The sequence below is a fragment of the Pseudoalteromonas sp. 4NS20-0020 genome, from assembly GCF_057554385.1.
This window is the reverse complement of the sequence record NZ_BAAJMI010000002.1, coordinates 675,997-693,928: the sequence shown is the minus strand read 5'-3', so window position 1 is coordinate 693,928 and position 17,932 is coordinate 675,997. Positions and strand designations below refer to the sequence as shown.

The following is a 17,932-nucleotide window of genomic DNA, read 5'->3' as shown; positions in this document are numbered from 1 at the left end:
CACTCAAAATAAAACACGCTGCCAGAGCGGATGAATCTTATACTAACACAAATGACAGCGTTGTCATTATTTAGTTTTTATTTAAATTATGTTTCTACACCCCTTATAATTTAAGGGGTGTGCATGCTACGGCTGTGTTACTTTTAATGTACGACTAACACGACCTGATATAGGTAATTTGGAACGCACCCACACATCTTGAGTTACTTTTACCGGCGCATTATACGTCTGCCATTGTCCTCCAGCTTGCATATATTCTATTAGCAAACCGGGGTAAGCAACGTTAGCGTACAACATGCCGTTTTCAATTTTGGCTCCTGCGTTAGCAATCCGAAAGTGTACATTTGCCCTCTCTAACTTATTAAACTCTTTAAGCCCTAAACTGGCGGCAAATGTTAACCATTGTTGGTCTCGCTGCTGCTTCAGTGAAGGCGTAAAACGCTGCGTATTTCGACTATAAACAAAGCCATTATGATCGTAAGGCACCGCCCATTGCGCTTTGTGCCATGCGCGTTGTGCTAAAGATAATAAACGAGGAAAAAGCTTATACTCAGCCATATTATTGGTACGGGTATTTTCGCTCCATAGCTGACCTTGAATACCAATAAATTGTTTACCCTTTGCAAGCGGTGCAAACTCAACCTCACCTGCATCATTTTTTATAATCGTGTCGTCTGCGGTGTAAGGTCTATCTTCTCTGTCTAGCCAAAATTCGGCGTGCGCGGGTAAATTATCAGGCATGAATTGAAACACTTTTTCTGTATTAATATGCCTTGAAGCCCAGTAATAACCGTGCTCTTGAGGATCGGCTTCATAGGGAAAATCAAAATATAAAACATCTGGTGATGACACCACTACCTGCCAATTACGATTAGCAAATTGGTGCGCGCGCTGGTGGCCATTCCACATCAGCAAATCCCAACTATTACCTTGCACAATGTCAGGCATATTACTTGGGTTAGTATGCGATAGGCCATCACTCCATGCAGCTGTTTCAATATTCATGTCAGCTAACATGTTTGACACACGCTCTATAAAGTAGCTACCTAATTGTTCAGCTTTGGTAAACGGCAAATTATTTTGTTTAATAAACTCAGTACACGCTGGAGACGACACCCATGCACCCGCCGTTTCATCTGCACCTATGTGATAACGCGTTAGCGGGTGCTGCGCTTCATTATGAATTATTTTAACTTGCTCCATAACCTCGCGTATAAACTCATACGATGAATCTAAACATACATTGATGGTGTTATCGTTGTAATGCTGTACCGAAGAATATACGGTGGTATCGAGCGGATCATAAAGTAAAAACTGTTCAGCTTTTTGTTTATCACCCTGTTTTATGTACTTATTATAACGAGCCTGCATAGCCTTAATAGCCGCTCGCGAATGACCTGGCATATCTAATGAGGGAATAACTTGAATATGTCGCGCACTCGCAAATTTAAGGATTTCTTGGTAATCATCCACAGAATAAAAACCATTAACCTGGCTAGAAGTATCTATGCCAGCGCCAAGTTGTGGCATTAAACACTGCTGCTCTGAGAGATCAAAACAGCGTTTTGAAGCAACATCGGTAAGCTCTTCAAGAGAAGGGATTTCTAAACGCCAACCTTCGTCATCGGCTAAATGTAAGTGTAGTTTGTTAAGCTTATAGGCAGCCATTTGATCAAGTAACTTTAATATAAATGCTTTGTCTCGAAAGTTACGGGCAACGTCCACCAACACGCCTCTAAATTCATAATGAGGAGCATCATTTACCTGACCTATTGGCAATGTTGTATTGTTTACTTGGTATAAACTCGCCAAGCTCTGCAAGGCATAAAACACACCTGAGTCATCAGTGGCGCTTATATTTATTTCATTGGCGTTAATCGCTAATCTATAACTACCTTGTGAGCCATCTTTTGTGGGTGATAAATTAAGATTTACCGCAATACCAGATGCACTCGTCGTTATACCCAATAATTTAAGTCGCTCAATGGCCGCAGTTACCCCTTTTTTACTTACACCATTAAGGTTAAAGCGTAAGCCTTTGCTAATATCTAGCTGTTGTGTTTGACTAAATGTAGCCTGAGTTGGGGTAGGAATAATGTGCTGTGCTACTTGTTTATTTTCATCTTTTAAATAAGGTGAAAAATCATACTTTGTGTTTCGCTCAAACAACCGTTCTGCTGTCAGCCATTGTGTCTCATCGTTTTTAGTACGCTTAAATTGTCGCTCGTAATCACTATAAGGTACAACATGAGGTAATAACTCTAAACCTGTCTCAGGGTCAACAGTGGGCTTAGTGCTCGTAATTACCTTGGCGTACTCATTATGGTTAACCAAAATATAATTTGGGATTGCATCAGTTTGCGATAACGACCAAAAATTAGCATAAAACGTAATAGTTTTGGTTTCGCCTGCTTTAAGCCCCGTAAACGCCTCTTTTAATTCAATTACATGAAGGTCCCCATTGACATGAGTAATAGTAAATTCATCACTGAGAGCCTGTTGAATAGGCGTGATTTGACTAAAGTAAATTTTCCAACCATCCACATTAACGGCACCACTTGCCTTAATGTGTAGCTTTGCTTCAAAGCAATTACCGTTTTCAATGGTTTTATCGCAGTATTCTGACGGTCTATTATCGACTTGTTCATACTGTATTTGTAGCATGTTAGCGAGTGACTCTATTGCGGTATTACTCGCCTTAACCAGCTCAACATTTTGTTTGTGTGTTATTGTGTCCTGACACGCTGTTAAGCTCAATGCTATACAGCCTGCTATCAGTAATGAATTGAGTGTCATTGCCTGTATCCTTTAATCTATTAACTGAGCTGTTTGATAAGCCACTGCTTAACTTGCGCTCGTTGTTGACTTGTAAGCGGATTTAAAATTCCTTTAAGCTGTTCAGGAATATGTTGATTTTGCGGCTTTTCAAAGTCAAAAATATGGTAGTTAAAAAAAGCCTGCCACGCTTTTTTTTGTGCTGTGGGTAAGTCTCTAATGGTCATAATTGATAACAATAATGCATCCATTGGCACGGGTTCGCTATTCTTTGCAATAGACCCGCCCGACCAATAATTCATCATCATATTTATAGGGCTTAATGCCTCTACATGATGCCACCACAAGGTAGGAATATATAATGCATCTCCCGGTTGTAGCTGAGCGACAAGTGCCTCATTGAGTGCTTGCTTAAACTTGGGGAATTTTTCAAAATCGGGATTATTTAAATCCACCATTGAAACTGGCGCACCCGCTGGCGTATGCTCAATAGAGCCTACATATAAATTTGTGATTTGATGCGGCGCAAACAAAGTAATCTTGCGCTCACCAGCAATTACACAGGCAATATTTTCTGCATCATCATAATGAGCCACCACCGTTGACTGATTACCCAGCCAAAATCGCGGCTTTGGTTTATCTGCAAATAACGCCATAGTGTGAGTTGTTGCAAGGTCATTAAAATAATCAACAACAGGGGCACTTTGAATAGCAACAGCACCAGGGTTATTACCCGCCTTTATTAACTCTGCATTTTGTAACAACACCTGCATAAATTGCATAAAAGGTGCAACTTTGCGGGTAAAGTTAAATCCATCACACGCTTTGTTATAAAAAAACTGAGGTGATTCGCTTTGCGGTATTTCAGCCATTCGAACACTGCCACCCACATAGTGATTGCTTAACATGTTAAGCCAAGCATGAGGGTTTTCGCCTGTGCAGCTAGTTACTTGCTTTACTAACGGCCAATCACTTACTAACCCTTTTAAAATGGCGGGCTCGGCTAATGGTGCTATGTCGTTTTTAAATATAGCTGGAGTTACATTATGCCAAGTTGCTACCTGTTTTAAAGCACGCATAATTAAAGACCATAATTTGTATCAAGGTGATTAATAACCAAAAGCCGAGCTAAACTCGGCTTTTGAAATGCTTATTCATATTAACTTAAAAGTTAACACGAATACCTGCCACATAACGGCGTCCATTAGAGTAAATAGACATAATGCGTTCTTCATTCGTGTTGTACTCAACAATTTCTTCATCTGTTAAGTTAACCGCTTCTAAAGTAAGCGTAACGTATTCATTTACATTATAAGAGGCGCTTGCATCCCACTGGCCAAAGGCGTCATTGAAAAGCTCATCACCATTAAAGTGAAGACCTTTATACCAGTCGCTTCGGTAGTTATACATAATGCGCGCTTGGTAAGCGTCATTTTCGTAATATGCCATTAAGTTAAGCATATTTTTCGATGTCCCTTCGACTAAGCCACTTCCAACCTGATTTGTATCTCGCTGCTCATCAGCGCTTGCATCTGTGTATGTATAGTTCGCTGATACACCAAAACCACCAAAATCGTGTTGTAATCCCAATTCAATACCTTGAATTGTGCCACCTAGTCCATTACCCGGCTGTGCAAAATCAACAGGAACAAATACTTCGTTTTCTTGATCATAACGATCTTCTGTTACGCTAACGGTAGAGCGTAAAGAACTTAAGTCTTTAGCGAAGTAAGCAACCGATAGCATTGATGCCTCGTTGTAATACCATTCCCATGACAAATCAAACTGATTTGAAATAGTGGGTGCTAAGTTTGGATTACCACGACTACCTGTGCCACGACCACCGGTTAATGAGCCAAAGGTTTCTGACGACGAAATATCGGCCCAGTTTTGACGAGCCATAACACGTGCAGCACCTATACGGAGTATTTGCTCTTCAGTTAGATCAAAAGCAATGTTAAAGCTTGGTAAAAACTCAGCGTAGTCATTATCTTGGCTTACCCAGTTTAAAACGCTTGGCGTTAGCCAATCACCATTAATTGTATTTAAGCCCCACGAATCACCTGAAAACTCATAACCATAAGAGGTCTGCTCGGTGCTTACATAACGCATACCTACATTACCTCTGAAACCCTCTCCAGAAAAATCACCTTGTACATACAGCGCTAAAATATCTTCTTCTACTTCCCAAATTTCGGCTAAATTATCGTGAATCGCATAACTGGCAGATATTCCGTTTAAACCGTTAAAGGCAATTTCTTCCATTAGTTCACGGTTATGTGAAACTTGCTCAGTAATATTACCAGTCACAGCAGCATCAATACTTGTAGCGCCATTGGCATCTAAGTCACACGTTGCAAGCGTTGGGCAAGTGTCAAAAATGTGATCAAGATAATTGTCTGAATTTGCACCACCATCGGCAAATGGTGCATGCCAACTATAAGCATGACGCCCTTGAGTACGCTCTGCTTGGCGATATTTAATACCTGTTTTTATTGCTGTGAATGGGCCAAATTCAACATCGTATGTTAAATCGGCTTGAGCAAAGGTTTCTTCATCGGTAGTCGGTTTAGCACCGCCCCAAATCCATCCAGCTGCAAAGTTATTACCATCGGCGGCGTTAACACCCACATTTACATTGGGTGTACCCGTCAAGTCGTAATCATAGCCTGAGCCAACAGCAACATATTCCCAAGACGTTTCACGGTAAGTGCCACCGCTCGCTGCGGTTTTACCTAGCTCAAAATTAAGGCTGTAACCGTCGCCTTGGTAGTCAATATCAAGATGAACTTGATCTGTTTCAGTACTTGATACGCGGTTGATGTAGTTGTAAGCATAATTACCGCCTGCACTTGATGCTAAAATAGCGCCATTTTTAACTTTAGTCGCATTAGTAATAATTTCAGCGCGGTCGCCAAACGCAAAATTAATTAAGTTAGAATTTTGGTTATCTACATCCATTCGCGAATCTAGATAATTTAACGTCATTAATAAGTTATCGTTAGGTGCGTATTGGAGGGTTGCAAATAAGGTTTCGCGCTCCCGGCTTTGAATAAATTTAGGTGCGCCAATGTTACGAGGCACAAGATACTCATCATCGTCGCTTTCAACCCAACCTAGCACTTCAAAACCCTGACGCTCTAAATTACGTTCTTGCTTAACAGCCGATACCATAACACCCAATGTTTCATCGTCATTTTTCCACGAATACATTCCCGCTAATTGTGGGTCTGTTTCGCCAGATGTTTCTGAATACTGCCCTTCTAGTGACAAACTGACTGAGTTTGCATCCATATCCAATGGGCGGCGTGTTTTAAGTACAATAGTGCCCCCTATAGAGCCCTCATCAATACTTGCAACAGGTGATTTATTCACCTCAAGCCCTTTTACAATAACTGACGGTAGCATGGTGTAGTTAAAGCTTCGGTTTGCTTCATCTAAAATAAACCAATCAGCAGTACCCACTGTTTGACCATTTAACAATGTTCGGTTGTATTTAGGGCCAGCACCACGAATACTGATTTTTTCACCTTCACCAAATTCACGGCTAACTGCAACACCAGTAATACGAGACAGTGTTTCAGCAACGTTTTTGTCAGGGAACTTGCCAATGTCTTCAGACGTGATCACGTCTGACACATTTGAAGAAAAGCGTTTTGCATTAAGGTTTTCTTTTAGTGAACTGCGGATCCCTTTAACCTCAATAACTTCCATTTCTTCTTGTGCTAATTGCGCATCTTGTGCAATGGCCGCAGCAGATAAGCTACCAGATAAAATAAGTGCAATTGAACTAGCTAGCATTCCCTTTTTAAACAGTGAATTTGACATTGGTTTCCCCTTATTGGTGTTTCATTTTTTTTAGTGTTCTAGTGTCTGAGTGTCAGTATTTTTACAAATAAACAACGCGCTACGGTGTCATGATATTTTGTGTTAAACAGCATGACAGCGTTGTCATTACGGAGCGACTTTACACCGTTTTTATATTCATAGCTATATATGAGCGCAAAAAAGATACAAAATATTTACATAATAAATCATACAAATTACATAATGTGTTGTATTTAATAAATAATAAATTAGTCATTTTTTTATAAAAAATTTCAGAATTTTCATGATCCGCGATGCCCATTCAATAAATTAACTATCAATCTCAACGGATGTCTTTATAATTTGTTCATTAAAAATAATATCTAATACGCAGTTACCGCTATTTTAACTGTCGATATTAACTAATAAATTAGTGCCAAAAAAAATAATATTAAAGGTCTATTAAGCTTATGAAAGCAACAATAAACGACGTGGCAAAAGATGCAGGGGTATCGATAAAAACGGTATCACGAGTAATAAACAACGAAGCGTCTGTGCGTGACAATACGCGTGAAAAAGTCATGGCGTCGGTTGAAAAGCTAAACTACCATCCAAACTTAGCAGCAAGAAGCCTTGCAGGAACAAAGGCTTACAGTATTGCCTATATTTACGATAATCCTAATGCCTATTACATCATAGACATGCAAAGAGGTATTTTAGATGCCTGTAAAAAACAAGGTTTTGAATTACTCATTCACCCATGCGATGCGAAAGAGACACGAATAATAGATGAAATTACCGACATGGTAAAACGCACGCGAATTGCTGGTATTTTACTCACACCGCCCTTTTCAGAAATGCCCAATTTTGTAGAAAAACTCACGCAGTTAAATATTAAAGTTGTGCGCATACTATCGGGCCACAGCGCACCAGATACGTTAACCCCGTGTATTATGATTGACGATAACTACGCTTCAAAATCTATTACTGAGCATTTAATTAATAATGGCCACAGTCGTATTGGTTTTTTAGCAGGTGGCTCAGAGCACAACTCAACTAAAGAACGATTAGAGGGCTACAAAGCAGCTTTAACGCAGCATAACATTGAAATAGACTCGCAGTTGATCATTGCCGGAGAGTACTCGTTTGAGTCAGGTGTTGAAGGGGCAAAAGCATTAATAAATCAAACCAACAGGCCAACTGCTATTGTGTCTTGTAACGATGAAATCGCCGCAGGTGCGCTATTTGCAGCGCGCTTAATGGAAATTGACATACCGAGTCAATTATCAATTACAGGCTTTGAAGATAGCCCATTTTCGCGCCAAACATGGCCTAAGCTTACTACCGCTCACCAGCCTAACAATCAAATAGCGCAAGATGCTGCTAATTTATTAATTGCGCAAATTCGTAATGGCAACGACCGCGACATTATCAAGCAATATACCCCTGAACTGGTAGTTAGAGACTCAACTGCCCATATTGACTAATTAAAAAAAGCAGGCTAATACTCTTTTTTAGCCTGCCTTATCGCTTTATACCAATTCGCTTGATTAACTGTTCTACTTTGAGGGTAGAATAACGTGTTGATAGCAAAGCAAAAAATTCGTTATTTAGTTATTTTAAATGAGAATTTTTTAACGTAGGTAACGACACGTTTAGTTCCGCAAAATGATTAAGTATTATTGAAGATTGGTATTTCTAAACGTTTATTACCCCTCGTTTACCGCCATTGCTAAATCAGATTCTGCATCAGCTAACATGGCAAACTCTTCATCTGCGGTTTTAGCGACTAAGCGCTTAGAGCTGTATCCAAAATAATACGCCGCTCCGAATGCAAATAAAATTACGGTGTATAAAAACGCGCGAGGGTCAAAGGCATATACACCGGTAAGTGCAACAAGTGATAATACAAGTGCAATACCCGAGGTAACAACACCGCCTGGCGTTTTATAAGGGCGGACTAATTCAGGTTGCTTTATACGCAGCATAATATGGCTTAATGCCATTAATGCGTAAGAAACCGTAGCACCAACAACTGCCATGGCTAGCATTAAGTCACCTTCACCACTTAATGAGGCAATAAAACCAAAAATAGCAGGTACTATTAACGCACGCGCTGGTACTTTGCGCTCTGTAGTAATTGATAGAGATTGTGGTAAATAACCCGCACGAGAAAGGGCAAACACTAAACGGCTGTAACCATAAATAATAGAGAAAAAAGACGCCACCAAGCCCGCTAAACCTAAAACATTAACCGTCGTAGCTAAGCTGCTATTGCCTGTTGCATTAAGCGCATCTACCAGTGGTACTGCACTGGCACCCATTGCATTTGCACCTGCGGCACCAGGTACTAAAACAACCACTAATAACGCAGTGAAAAGTAAAAATACCATTGCTCCAATAATGCCTTTTGGCACATCTTTAGCGGGATTTTTTGCTTCTTCTGCTGCAAGTGGGACACCTTCAACCGCTAAAAATAACCACATTGCAAATGGCAATGCAGCCCACACGCCATACCAGCCAAGCGGTAAAAACTCGCTTGCGCCTGCTGCATCGGTTACGGCTACATCAAATAAATTTGAGGGGTCAAAGTTAGCAACAAGCGCAATCGCAGTGGCAACAATAGCAAGCACCGCTAAACCACTTATTACCATCATTACTTTTAGTGCCTCACCTACACCCGCTAAGTGAATGCCCACAAATGCCAAGTAAAACAGCGCATAAACCCATGGACCATTAAACCCAGTTAATGCTTCTACCGCAGAGCCAATAAATATAACAATAGCAGCCGGCGCAAGCGCGTATTCAATCAATACGGCAAGGCCTGTTAAATAGCCACCAGCGGGACCCATTGCTTGGCGGGCAAAGCTATATCCACCACCTGCGGCTGGAATAGCAGCCGACATCTCAGCAAGCGAAAGTACCAACGTTAAATACATAATAGCCATTAATACTGCGGCAATGGCAAACCCACCCCAACCAGCTTCAGCTATGCCAAAATTCCAACCTGCAAAATCGCCCGATATGACATACGACACCCCCAAACCGGCTAGCAGTAACCAACCTGCAGTGCCACTTTTTAATTGCCTTTTGGCAAGGTATTCTGAGTTATTGTTCGACATTGTTCTCTCCGTTGATGCTTGATTTTTATTGTTTTGATTTTTTAATTGCTTATTATTTGGCAATTAAAAAGTTGGTATTAGGTTGTTGATGTTCAATTACATCGTCTTGGGTTCGATCTTTTAGGTTAACGCCAGTTAATTTGAGCTTTTTTGCTTCGCGTAATAAATACACAGTACGGCGGGCGGCTTCTTCATACGACAAACCAGCGGGTCGAATATTTGAAATACAATTTCTGCACGCATCGCTCAACCCTGCTTTTGGCGCCCATGTTAAATAAAGCCCCAAACTATCTGGGGAGCTCAGCCCTGGTCGCTCACCTATAAGTACCATGACTATTTGCGCATTTAACAACTCACCAATATCATCGCCAATGGCTACACGCCCTTGTTCTACTAACGTTATTGGCGCTAGTTTTAATTGCTGACTTTCGCCTAGCTGTTCTAGTAGTTCGCTAATAAATGGTTGTGTATTTTGTTGAACAGCCAAAGAAGAAAGCCCATCAGCCACAACAATAGCTAAATCATATTTAGACTCAGTGTGTTGCTTTTGTTCTGTCATAAAATTAGCTAATGCTGTGCGACTTGATTGGTTTAACTTACGCCCTAAGTCGGGACGTTGTAAGTAAGTAGTACGATCATCCGCTTGACTGTGAAGATGCAAAACAGGTGCTGCTGGATTTAAATCGCTCAGTCTGCATGACATTTCGTTAATATTAAGCGCAAAGCCAACAGCATCCCGGGCTTGCGCATGAGATAACTGAAACGCGAGCATTTCTGAGGTCGGTAGACTAATACCTGCTCTACCAAGGCCTATACGGGCATCGGTAAAGCGGCGTAAATCGCTCCACGGATTATGTACCACCTTGCCATTACTTTTATGATCAGTGTTTGCATTGAGGGTTTTAGGATTACTTGCCATTAGCTCCCCCCTGCTATTGCATTCAGCGGCTTGGCAAACGCTTCTGGGATTGTATTGGCTAAAATAATGTCCTGAGTATTTTGCATTATTTTCATTTTGCTTAACCACGCCTCAAACTCTGGGGCAGGTTTTGAACCTAAAACTCTGCGCACATAAAGCGCATCATGAAACGAGGTAGTTTGGTAGTTAAGCATAATGTCGTCAGAGCCTGGGATACCCATAACAAATGAACACCCCGCTACACCTAATAATGTAAGTAAATTGTCCATGTCGTTTTGGTCGGCTTCGGCGTGGTTGGTGTAACACACGTCGCACCCCATAGGGATACCTAGTAACTTACCGCAAAAATGATCTTCAAGCCCTGCGCGGGTAATTTCCTTACCGTCAAATAAATATTCTGGGCCAATAAACCCCACAACGGTATTAACTAATAAAGGGTTAAACTTTCGCGCCACAGCATAAGCACGCGCCTCACAAGTTTGTTGATCAAGCCCATGGTGCGCATTGGCCGAAAGCGAGCTGCCTTGTCCGGTTTCAAAATACATTACATTATTACCAACCGTGCCTCGTTTTAAGCTAAGCGCAGCATCTTGCGCCTCTGCTAACGTATTTAAATTAAAACCAAAGCTTGAATTTGTTGCCTCTGTGCCGCCTATTGACTGAAAAACCAAATCAACCGGTGCGCCAGCTTCTATGCACTCAATCGTATTAGTTACATGGGTAAGCACGCAGCTTTGCGTTGGAATTTCATATTTTTGGATTACATCGTCCATAAGCGTCATTAGCTTAATGGCTTGAGCAACATTGTCGGTGGCAGGGTTTATACCTATTACCGCGTCACCATTTCCATAAAGCAGGCCATCCAGCATACTAGCCGCAATACCGTTAATATCATCGGTTGGATGATTTGGCTGTAAGCGGGTTGATAAATGCCCTGGCAAACCAATTGTATTTCTAAATGCACTGGTTACATGGCACTTTTTAGCAACTAAAATTAAATCTTGATTACGCATAATTTTGCTAACCGCTGCCGCCATTTCGGGAGTTATAGCAGACCTGACGCTTGCCAGTACCGCAGGAGTTGCAAAATCACTCAATAACCAATTACGAAAATCCCCAACCGTTAAATGTGAAATGGTCAAAAATGCATTCGCATCGTGCTCGTCCATAATTAGGCGCGTTATTTCGTCATCTTCGTAAGGAATTAACGCATCATTTAAAAATGTTTTAAGTGGCACCTCTGCTAATGTCATTTGTGCTACGGCTCGTTCCTGCGCCGACTGCGCAATAACTCCTGCCAACCTATCGCCCGACCGCGGCGGCGTAGCTTTAGCCATTAACTGGGCTAAATCTCTAAATTTATAAGTTTGTGTACCAAGCGTGTAACGATACGTTTGCCCCATTTTTTACCTCATTTAACTCTTTCAAACCTTGGTACAGGTTTTGCTGCAGCACTATTTACAATTATGTTTAATTTAAATACTAAAAGCTTAATTCGTACCAAAGCACTATCGAATTTTGGCAAATCGGTTTTTTCACTATAATTCAGTAACTTAAAAGAGTTTATAAACGGTTAAAGTTTCTTAATAAGCAATATAAAAATAAAGAGCAAACCCAAAATGGCGCATCAGCATTTATCAAACGCACCACAAAAGAGCAAAGTGGATACTCACGACATTGATGAGCAAGCAAGTAACCTCATCAATTGGCAACAAAAGTATGATCAAGTCAGTGAGGGTGGCTTTTTTGGTTGTATTGAAGGCGTTGCTCATTCTAATATTCACGTATTTGAAGAGTACACAGAGCGTGCGCTTCGCCAGCAATGTGTTATTGCCGAAGACTCTATTTGGTTGGGGATCCCTAAAACATCGTGCGAAAGTAAAATTAATGGCTTAGATGTTCTAAGTAACCAATTTATGTGCCGCAGTAGTCGCAGCGATTTTGAATTAATAACACCTGAAAAATTTAATATTTATGGGGTAGTGATTAACTGGCAATCAATTGAGTGCATGGCGCAACTGCAAGGTATTAATTTACAAAACATGAATGCATTTGGCGCAGAGCGACTCACGGTAAATAACCCAACTCTTAACAGAGCGCGCAGTATTATTAACAGCATGGTTAATCATGATGCCCATGGCTTAAATGCTAATTTACAACAAGAAATGCTTTACATGCTTGCGCTAAATTTATTAAAAACTGAAAGTCAGCAGCACAGCATTGCGCCAAGTTATAAGCATCGCAAAGCCGTAGTAGATAAAGTAAAAGCATATATCAAAGCTGATCCACAAAGCACAGTGACTATCACACAATTATGCGAACTCACGCATGTAAGTCGGCGTACTTTACAGTATAGTTTTGAAAGTATTTTAGGTATTAACCCGCTACGATTTTTACGCTTAACACGTTTAAATAATGTAAGGCGTGAACTTAAAGTAGTTGGGCAAACTAAGCCAATTTCTGTTATTGCTGCAAATTGGGGATTTTGGCATGCAGGTCAATTTACTAAAGATTACACTCAGTTGTTTGGTGAGAACCCATCACAAACCATCGCAAATACTATAAAGGAAGGTGGCTAAAGTTATGATCGGGTCAATTATCTTGTAGACGCACAGCTTGCTGGCGTTACGAGCGATAGCGCGTAAATAAAGCCCATTATTCACAAAGAGTTTTAGAAACGCTTCGCTTTTAGAGAAATAAATAGCATCTTGCGCGTGCAAGCTTAGCGCCTACCAACAAAATTAACTCCTAGGTAAATTACCTTGTAGACGCGCAGCTTGCTGGCGTGACGAGCGATAGCTCGTAAATAAAGCCAATGCATTCACAAAGAGGTTTAGAGGCGCTTCACTTTTAGAGAAGTAACGAGCATCTTGCGCGAGCAAGCTTCGCGCCTACAAGTTTCACTTCTCATTTTCTCCTCATTCCCTTCTCTTAGTCCATTTTTGTATTAAAGATCAATAAATCACAAAGAGTTTTAGAAGCGCTTCGCTTTTAGAGAAGTAACTAACATCTTGCGAGAGCAAGTTTCGCGCCTACCAACAAAATTAACTCCTAGGTAAATTACCTTGTAGACGCGCAGCTTGCTGGCGTTACGAGCGATAGCTCGTAAATAAAGCCAATGCATTCACAAAGAGGTTTAGAGGCGCTTCACTTTTAGAGAAGTAACGAGCATCTTGCGCGAGCAAGCTTCGCGCCTACAAGTTTCACTTCTCATTTTCTCCTCATTCCCTTCTCTTAGTGCATTTTTGTATTAAAGATCAATAAATCACAAAGAGGCTCAGAGGCGTTTCGCTTTTAGAGAAGTAATTAGCATCTTGCGCGAGCAGGCTTCGCGCCTACAACTTTCACTTCACATTGCGGGTTTATCCTTTTAAATTTAAAAAATAAGTTTCGTTAACCCTACTTTAACCCTTTATAGTTTAAGCTAGCTGCAATAATGTAGATTATTCAATTGTACACGCAACTAATGGCCACTTTTTAAGTTAGGAATAACCACAATGAAACTTACAAAAGATACAACAAGTACGTTAAGCAAAACCACCATAAGCCTGCATTGGATTGTAGCTATTTTAATTATTGGGTTATTAGGCTCAGGCCTATATATGGAAAACTTTAAAGCGTTTTTTCTAATGAGTTGGCACAAATCATTTGGCGTAATGCTGCTTGCTTTTGCGTTATTAAGAGTAACATGGCGCATTGTAAATGGTTGGCCAAAGCACGATGTTAAACACCCAAATTATGAGCAAGTATTAGCTAAAATTGTGCATTACGTTCTTATAATAAGCATGTTACTTATGCCTATTTCGGGGCTGATTATGTCGGGCTTTGGTGGGCATGGCGCAGAGGTGTTCGGGCTAGAGCTTATACCGCACAACCCCAACCCAGAAAACCCACAAAAAAGTCTCGCTTTTAACCAAGGCTTAGCAGAGATAGGAAAAACCGTTCACGGTATTACAGCAAATGCGCTTCTTATCGCGTTAAGTTTACATATTGTGGGCGCCTTAAAGCACCATATTATAGATAAAGACAACACACTTACCCGCATGCTGTGGCAAAAAGTAATTCAAAAGCCTTATTTGATCGGTGCTATTTAAGCCGCGATTAAATAAGACTCTCGTCCTACGTGTTTGTTATTGCGTTTAAACGAGCCTTTGCCTTTTTTAGCTTTTACCACTTGAGGTTTAAACACTTTAGAGGTTACTAAAGCCGCAAGCGCATTATGATTAATAACACCTCGGCCGGTGTCTACCGCGCTATTATTTGCGGCTTTACTTTTCGATTTTTTAGCCATTTTATTTCCTAACTATTTATAACAATAAGAACCTTAAGAAGTGGCGATTGTATGCCTAATTTTCAAGCTTGCAAGTGTTTTTATCATTACAGAACGCTCTTTTTTCATAATAAATAAACATAAAAAAAGCGCAGTAAATAACTACGCTTGGTAGTAACCTGAACTCTGGATAATAAATCTATCTCTAGCGGCTATTTTCAGCGCTAACAGCGTTGAATTTACTTGCAATAGGCTAGCTATTGACGCGTAAATTCGCCTTGTTTCCACTGAAAACCTCTGTCTAGAGAAATAAGCTTAAATATCATCATGATAAAATTTGTTGGTATATCTCTTAACCAAAGTTCAGGTTAAATAGTTTGTAGCTTAAATAATTAAAATTCAAAGCTTACTTTTGCATAATATGTACGCCCGTCAAAGCCATAAGGCAATGCACGTACTGGGTATTTAAACGCACCATTGGTGATAAAGTTAAGTACTTCGTCATCACCTAGTTCATCGGGTGTTTCATCAAATACGTTGTCGGCACCAACCGAAAGCGTAAACATCTCATTAATGTCATAACTTACGTTTACATCAACCAATACTGCTGATTCAACTGTACTTGTTGGTTTAAACGACCCCGTTGGAGAAAGCTCTCCCGGTAATGAAATATGGTCGTTACCAAAGTATTTTACATCGGTTTCGCCAAAGTAATTAAAACGAAGTGTTGAAGTATATGCGTCGCGCGCATAATCAAATGTCAGCGTGGCACGTTCACTTGGCTGTCCATCAGTAAAAAAGCTACGTTGTAAGTCATCAAAGGCAACCGCTTCTGGAATACCTTCTTCTGCATTAACGTTATCAATTTTAGTGTCGTTCAAATTACCAGCAAAAGTAACACCCAAATTAGCCCCGTCGATCTCAGTACGGTATGAGGCAATAATATCAACACCTTGCGTAGTAGAATCAACAGAGTTTGAGAAGTAATTAGCCTGTACTGCACCTGTAGCTTGAAGCGCAGCAAGCGCATCTGGGCTAAACGATACGTCGTCAGCCGATAACAAACTTCCTAACGTTATGCGGTCTTTAATTTCCACACGGTAAAAGTCAACTGTAAGTGAAAGCTCGCTGCTTACATCGTAAACAAATCCCGCGCTGTAGTTAGTTGAAGTCTCAAGCTCTAAAGTATCAACCCCTAACGCACTTGGAAATGCCGTGCCTGTGTTAGCAGTAAACGACTGAGTTAACGAGCCATCCGACCCTAAGTTGGTTGTAAAAGCTGTATAACCGCTTTGCTGAAGCGAAGGCGCTCTAAAGCCAGTTGATACCGCACCACGAACAGCAAAGTCATCATTAAACTCGTAACGTGTTGCTAGTTTACCTATTAAATCGTCACCCGCATCTGAAAAGTCTTCAAAGCGCAATGCACCACTAACGTTCCATGCATCTGTGATCATCGTTTCTACATCTACAAATATCGCATAGCTATTTCGATCACTTTTATTTGCCGCTTCTGGGCGTAGGCCGTTGTAAGCCTGGAAGCCACACTGCGCAAATTGATTTTCGTCATTGACTGACGGGTAAGAAGTATCAGTATTAGCTAAACCACAAGCATACGACGCTTGGCTACCTGGTACTATTTCGTAATTTTCTTTACGGTATTCTGCGCCAATAGTTACGTATAGTGGTTCACTGCGACCAATATCTACAATGCCGTTAAAATCCGCATTAAATGTAGTTTGATCAAATCTAAATCCACCTGAATAGCCACCGGTTGGGCCTGCATTAGCTGCAATATCAGCATCGCTTGCATCAGGGTTATTAAATAAGTACTCGGCAGCGTAAGACGCATTTAAGGTATTACGTGAGGTAAAATCGTATTGGTTTTCACCATATACAGCCGACACATCGTAAGTCCAATCAGGGTTTATGTCCCCTTTAAACCCTATTGCGAATGAAAGGTCTTGTGCTTCATTGTATATACGCGGTAAAAAACCATCACTGTATACTTGAGTGACGTTTTTAGACGCTTCGTTAAAGTTACGATAAAAACCATTACCTAACGCGCTTCGCTCTGAGAACCCACCAAACGAGTAAAGCTCGCTATCGCCAACAGGCAGTGCCATATTGTAAAACAGCGATGTGAATTCGCTATCAGCGTTACCTTGTCCCCAGCGAACATCCTCTGAAAGCGTTCCGGGTTCTACATTTAACGAACCACCCGTATCGCGTTCTGCACGGTTAGTTCCGTCAGCATCACGGTATTCAAGTGATAAATTAATAAAACCACCTTCGTTACCTAACTCAAAACCACGGTTTAAACCTGCAGTAACTGTGTCGCCGTCGCCTTCGCTTGTGCCGCCATACTGAACAAAGCCCGTTGTTACACCTGTTGAATTATTAAGTGATAAGTTGATTACACCCGCTATTGCATCGGAGCCATATTTTGCCGCTGCGCCATCACGAAGTACTTCAACGCCTTTAAGCGCAGTTAACGGAATTGCGTTCATATCGGTACCGGCAGCACCAGCACCAACCGTCCCATTAAGGCCAAAAATAGATTGATTATGACGGCGCTTGCCATTAACCAATACAAGCGTTTGATCGGGTTGTAAACCACGAAGTGTAGCGGGTCTAAATAAGTCAGAACCATCTGACACCTGCGTACGCGAAAAGTTAAATGACGGTGCTGTAGCTTGTAGGCTTTGGCCAAGCTCAGTGTAACCGCCTTTATTTAAATCATCTGAGTCTATTAAATCTATTGGTGAAGATGACTCTGTTGAGGTGCGATTAGACACCCGAGAGCCTAATACAGATATTTGTTCAATATTTTTAGCAGCTTGAACGGGGGCTTCTTGCGCGATAACAACGCCTGGTGCGCATACTGCAAATGCAACTGCCGCTGCAAGTGTATTTAAACGATATGTTGACATAGTGACGACCCTGTTTATGTGTGTTCTTATAATTTATATAGCGATTGTGTATCGCCAATGAGGAACATCCTAGCAACATATACAAGCAAAAAGAAATGAAAAAATT

The 17,932-nt window shown here is 41.0% G+C and carries 11 protein-coding genes; 3 read left to right on the top strand and 8 right to left on the bottom strand.

The genetic code is table 11. From position 1 onward, the window contains the following. Nucleotides 1-126: 126 nt before the first annotated feature. The 3 genes from AC27JL_RS06985 to AC27JL_RS06975 all read right to left on the bottom strand — a co-directional run bounded on the left by AC27JL_RS06985 (nt 127) and on the right by AC27JL_RS06975 (nt 6,603). Complete coding sequence (locus tag AC27JL_RS06985) at nt 127-2,796, bottom strand: family 20 glycosylhydrolase (RefSeq protein ID WP_487195207.1); 2,670 nt, start codon at nt 2,794-2,796, stop codon at nt 127-129. A gap of 20 nt (nt 2,797-2,816) precedes the next feature. Next, nucleotides 2,817-3,854 (bottom strand): cupin-like domain-containing protein, encoded by a 1,038-nt coding sequence (locus AC27JL_RS06980; protein WP_487195206.1) that lies wholly within the window; start codon nt 3,852-3,854, stop codon nt 2,817-2,819. A gap of 85 nt (nt 3,855-3,939) precedes the next feature. Further along, nucleotides 3,940-6,603, bottom strand: a complete 2,664-nt coding sequence (locus AC27JL_RS06975) for a TonB-dependent receptor (RefSeq protein WP_487195205.1) — start codon at nt 6,601-6,603, stop codon at nt 3,940-3,942. Between the two features lie 449 nt (nt 6,604-7,052). Here AC27JL_RS06975 and AC27JL_RS06970 point away from each other — a divergent pair, with 449 nt between their 5' ends. Further along, nucleotides 7,053-8,069 carry a LacI family DNA-binding transcriptional regulator gene (locus tag AC27JL_RS06970; protein ID WP_006793525.1) on the top strand — a complete coding sequence of 339 codons (1,017 nt, stop codon included), beginning with the start codon at nt 7,053-7,055 and terminating at the stop codon, nt 8,067-8,069. A gap of 222 nt (nt 8,070-8,291) precedes the next feature. Here the strand turns inward: AC27JL_RS06970 and eat are convergent, their stop codons facing one another. The 3 genes from eat to AC27JL_RS06955 are packed head-to-tail and all read right to left on the bottom strand — an operon-like array spanning nt 8,292 to nt 12,026. Then, a complete protein-coding gene (eat, locus tag AC27JL_RS06965) occupies nt 8,292-9,704 on the bottom strand; it encodes an ethanolamine permease (protein WP_487195204.1) in 1,413 nt (470 codons plus the stop codon). A gap of 52 nt (nt 9,705-9,756) precedes the next feature. Beyond that, nucleotides 9,757-10,623, bottom strand: coding sequence for an ethanolamine ammonia-lyase subunit EutC (eutC, locus tag AC27JL_RS06960; RefSeq protein WP_487195202.1), 867 nt, complete (start codon nt 10,621-10,623; stop codon nt 9,757-9,759). Beyond that, nucleotides 10,623-12,026 (bottom strand): ethanolamine ammonia-lyase subunit EutB, encoded by a 1,404-nt coding sequence (locus AC27JL_RS06955; protein WP_058429394.1) that lies wholly within the window; start codon nt 12,024-12,026, stop codon nt 10,623-10,625. Before AC27JL_RS06955 ends, eutC begins: the two co-directional genes overlap by 1 nt. 216 nt (nt 12,027-12,242) lie before the next feature. On the opposite strand from AC27JL_RS06955, the gene AC27JL_RS06950 reads away from it, so the two are divergent. Together AC27JL_RS06950 and AC27JL_RS06945 are read left to right on the top strand one after the other, a co-directional pair. Then, the gene (locus AC27JL_RS06950; protein WP_487195201.1) at nt 12,243-13,202 is read left to right on the top strand and encodes a helix-turn-helix domain-containing protein; all 960 of its coding nucleotides are present in this window, start codon (nt 12,243-12,245) and stop codon (nt 13,200-13,202) included. Nucleotides 13,203-14,120: 918 nt separating this feature from the next. Beyond that, on the top strand, nt 14,121-14,717 hold the full coding sequence (locus AC27JL_RS06945) for a cytochrome b (RefSeq protein ID WP_487195200.1): 597 nt from the start codon (nt 14,121-14,123) through the stop codon (nt 14,715-14,717). Here the strand turns inward: AC27JL_RS06945 and arfA are convergent. Together arfA and AC27JL_RS06935 are read right to left on the bottom strand one after the other, a co-directional pair. After that, nucleotides 14,714-14,914, bottom strand: a complete 201-nt coding sequence (gene arfA / locus AC27JL_RS06940) for an alternative ribosome rescue factor ArfA (protein WP_006793520.1) — start codon at nt 14,912-14,914, stop codon at nt 14,714-14,716. The genes AC27JL_RS06945 and arfA overlap by 4 nt on opposite strands. A gap of 371 nt (nt 14,915-15,285) precedes the next feature. Continuing rightward, complete coding sequence (locus tag AC27JL_RS06935; protein WP_487195198.1) at nt 15,286-17,826, bottom strand: TonB-dependent receptor plug domain-containing protein; 2,541 nt, start codon at nt 17,824-17,826, stop codon at nt 15,286-15,288. Between the last annotated feature and the right edge of the window lie 106 nt (nt 17,827-17,932).

Bases quoted from the DNA above. Each gene is read 5' to 3' on its own strand.
- AC27JL_RS06985 (WP_487195207.1), bottom strand. From the start codon at position 2,796: ATGACACTCAATTCATTACTGATAGCAGGCTGTATAGCATTGAGCTTA.
- AC27JL_RS06980 (WP_487195206.1), bottom strand. From the start codon at position 3,854: ATGCGTGCTTTAAAACAGGTAGCAACTTGGCATAATGTAACTCCAGCT.
- AC27JL_RS06975 (WP_487195205.1), bottom strand. From the start codon at position 6,603: ATGTCAAATTCACTGTTTAAAAAGGGAATGCTAGCTAGTTCAATTGCA.
- AC27JL_RS06970 (WP_006793525.1), top strand. From the start codon at position 7,053: ATGAAAGCAACAATAAACGACGTGGCAAAAGATGCAGGGGTATCGATA.
- eat (WP_487195204.1), bottom strand. From the start codon at position 9,704: ATGTCGAACAATAACTCAGAATACCTTGCCAAAAGGCAATTAAAAAGT.
- eutC (WP_487195202.1), bottom strand. From the start codon at position 10,623: ATGGCAAGTAATCCTAAAACCCTCAATGCAAACACTGATCATAAAAGT.
- AC27JL_RS06955 (WP_058429394.1), bottom strand. From the start codon at position 12,026: ATGGGGCAAACGTATCGTTACACGCTTGGTACACAAACTTATAAATTT.
- AC27JL_RS06950 (WP_487195201.1), top strand. From the start codon at position 12,243: ATGGCGCATCAGCATTTATCAAACGCACCACAAAAGAGCAAAGTGGAT.
- AC27JL_RS06945 (WP_487195200.1), top strand. From the start codon at position 14,121: ATGAAACTTACAAAAGATACAACAAGTACGTTAAGCAAAACCACCATA.
- arfA (WP_006793520.1), bottom strand. From the start codon at position 14,914: ATGGCTAAAAAATCGAAAAGTAAAGCCGCAAATAATAGCGCGGTAGAC.
- AC27JL_RS06935 (WP_487195198.1), bottom strand. From the start codon at position 17,826: ATGTCAACATATCGTTTAAATACACTTGCAGCGGCAGTTGCATTTGCA.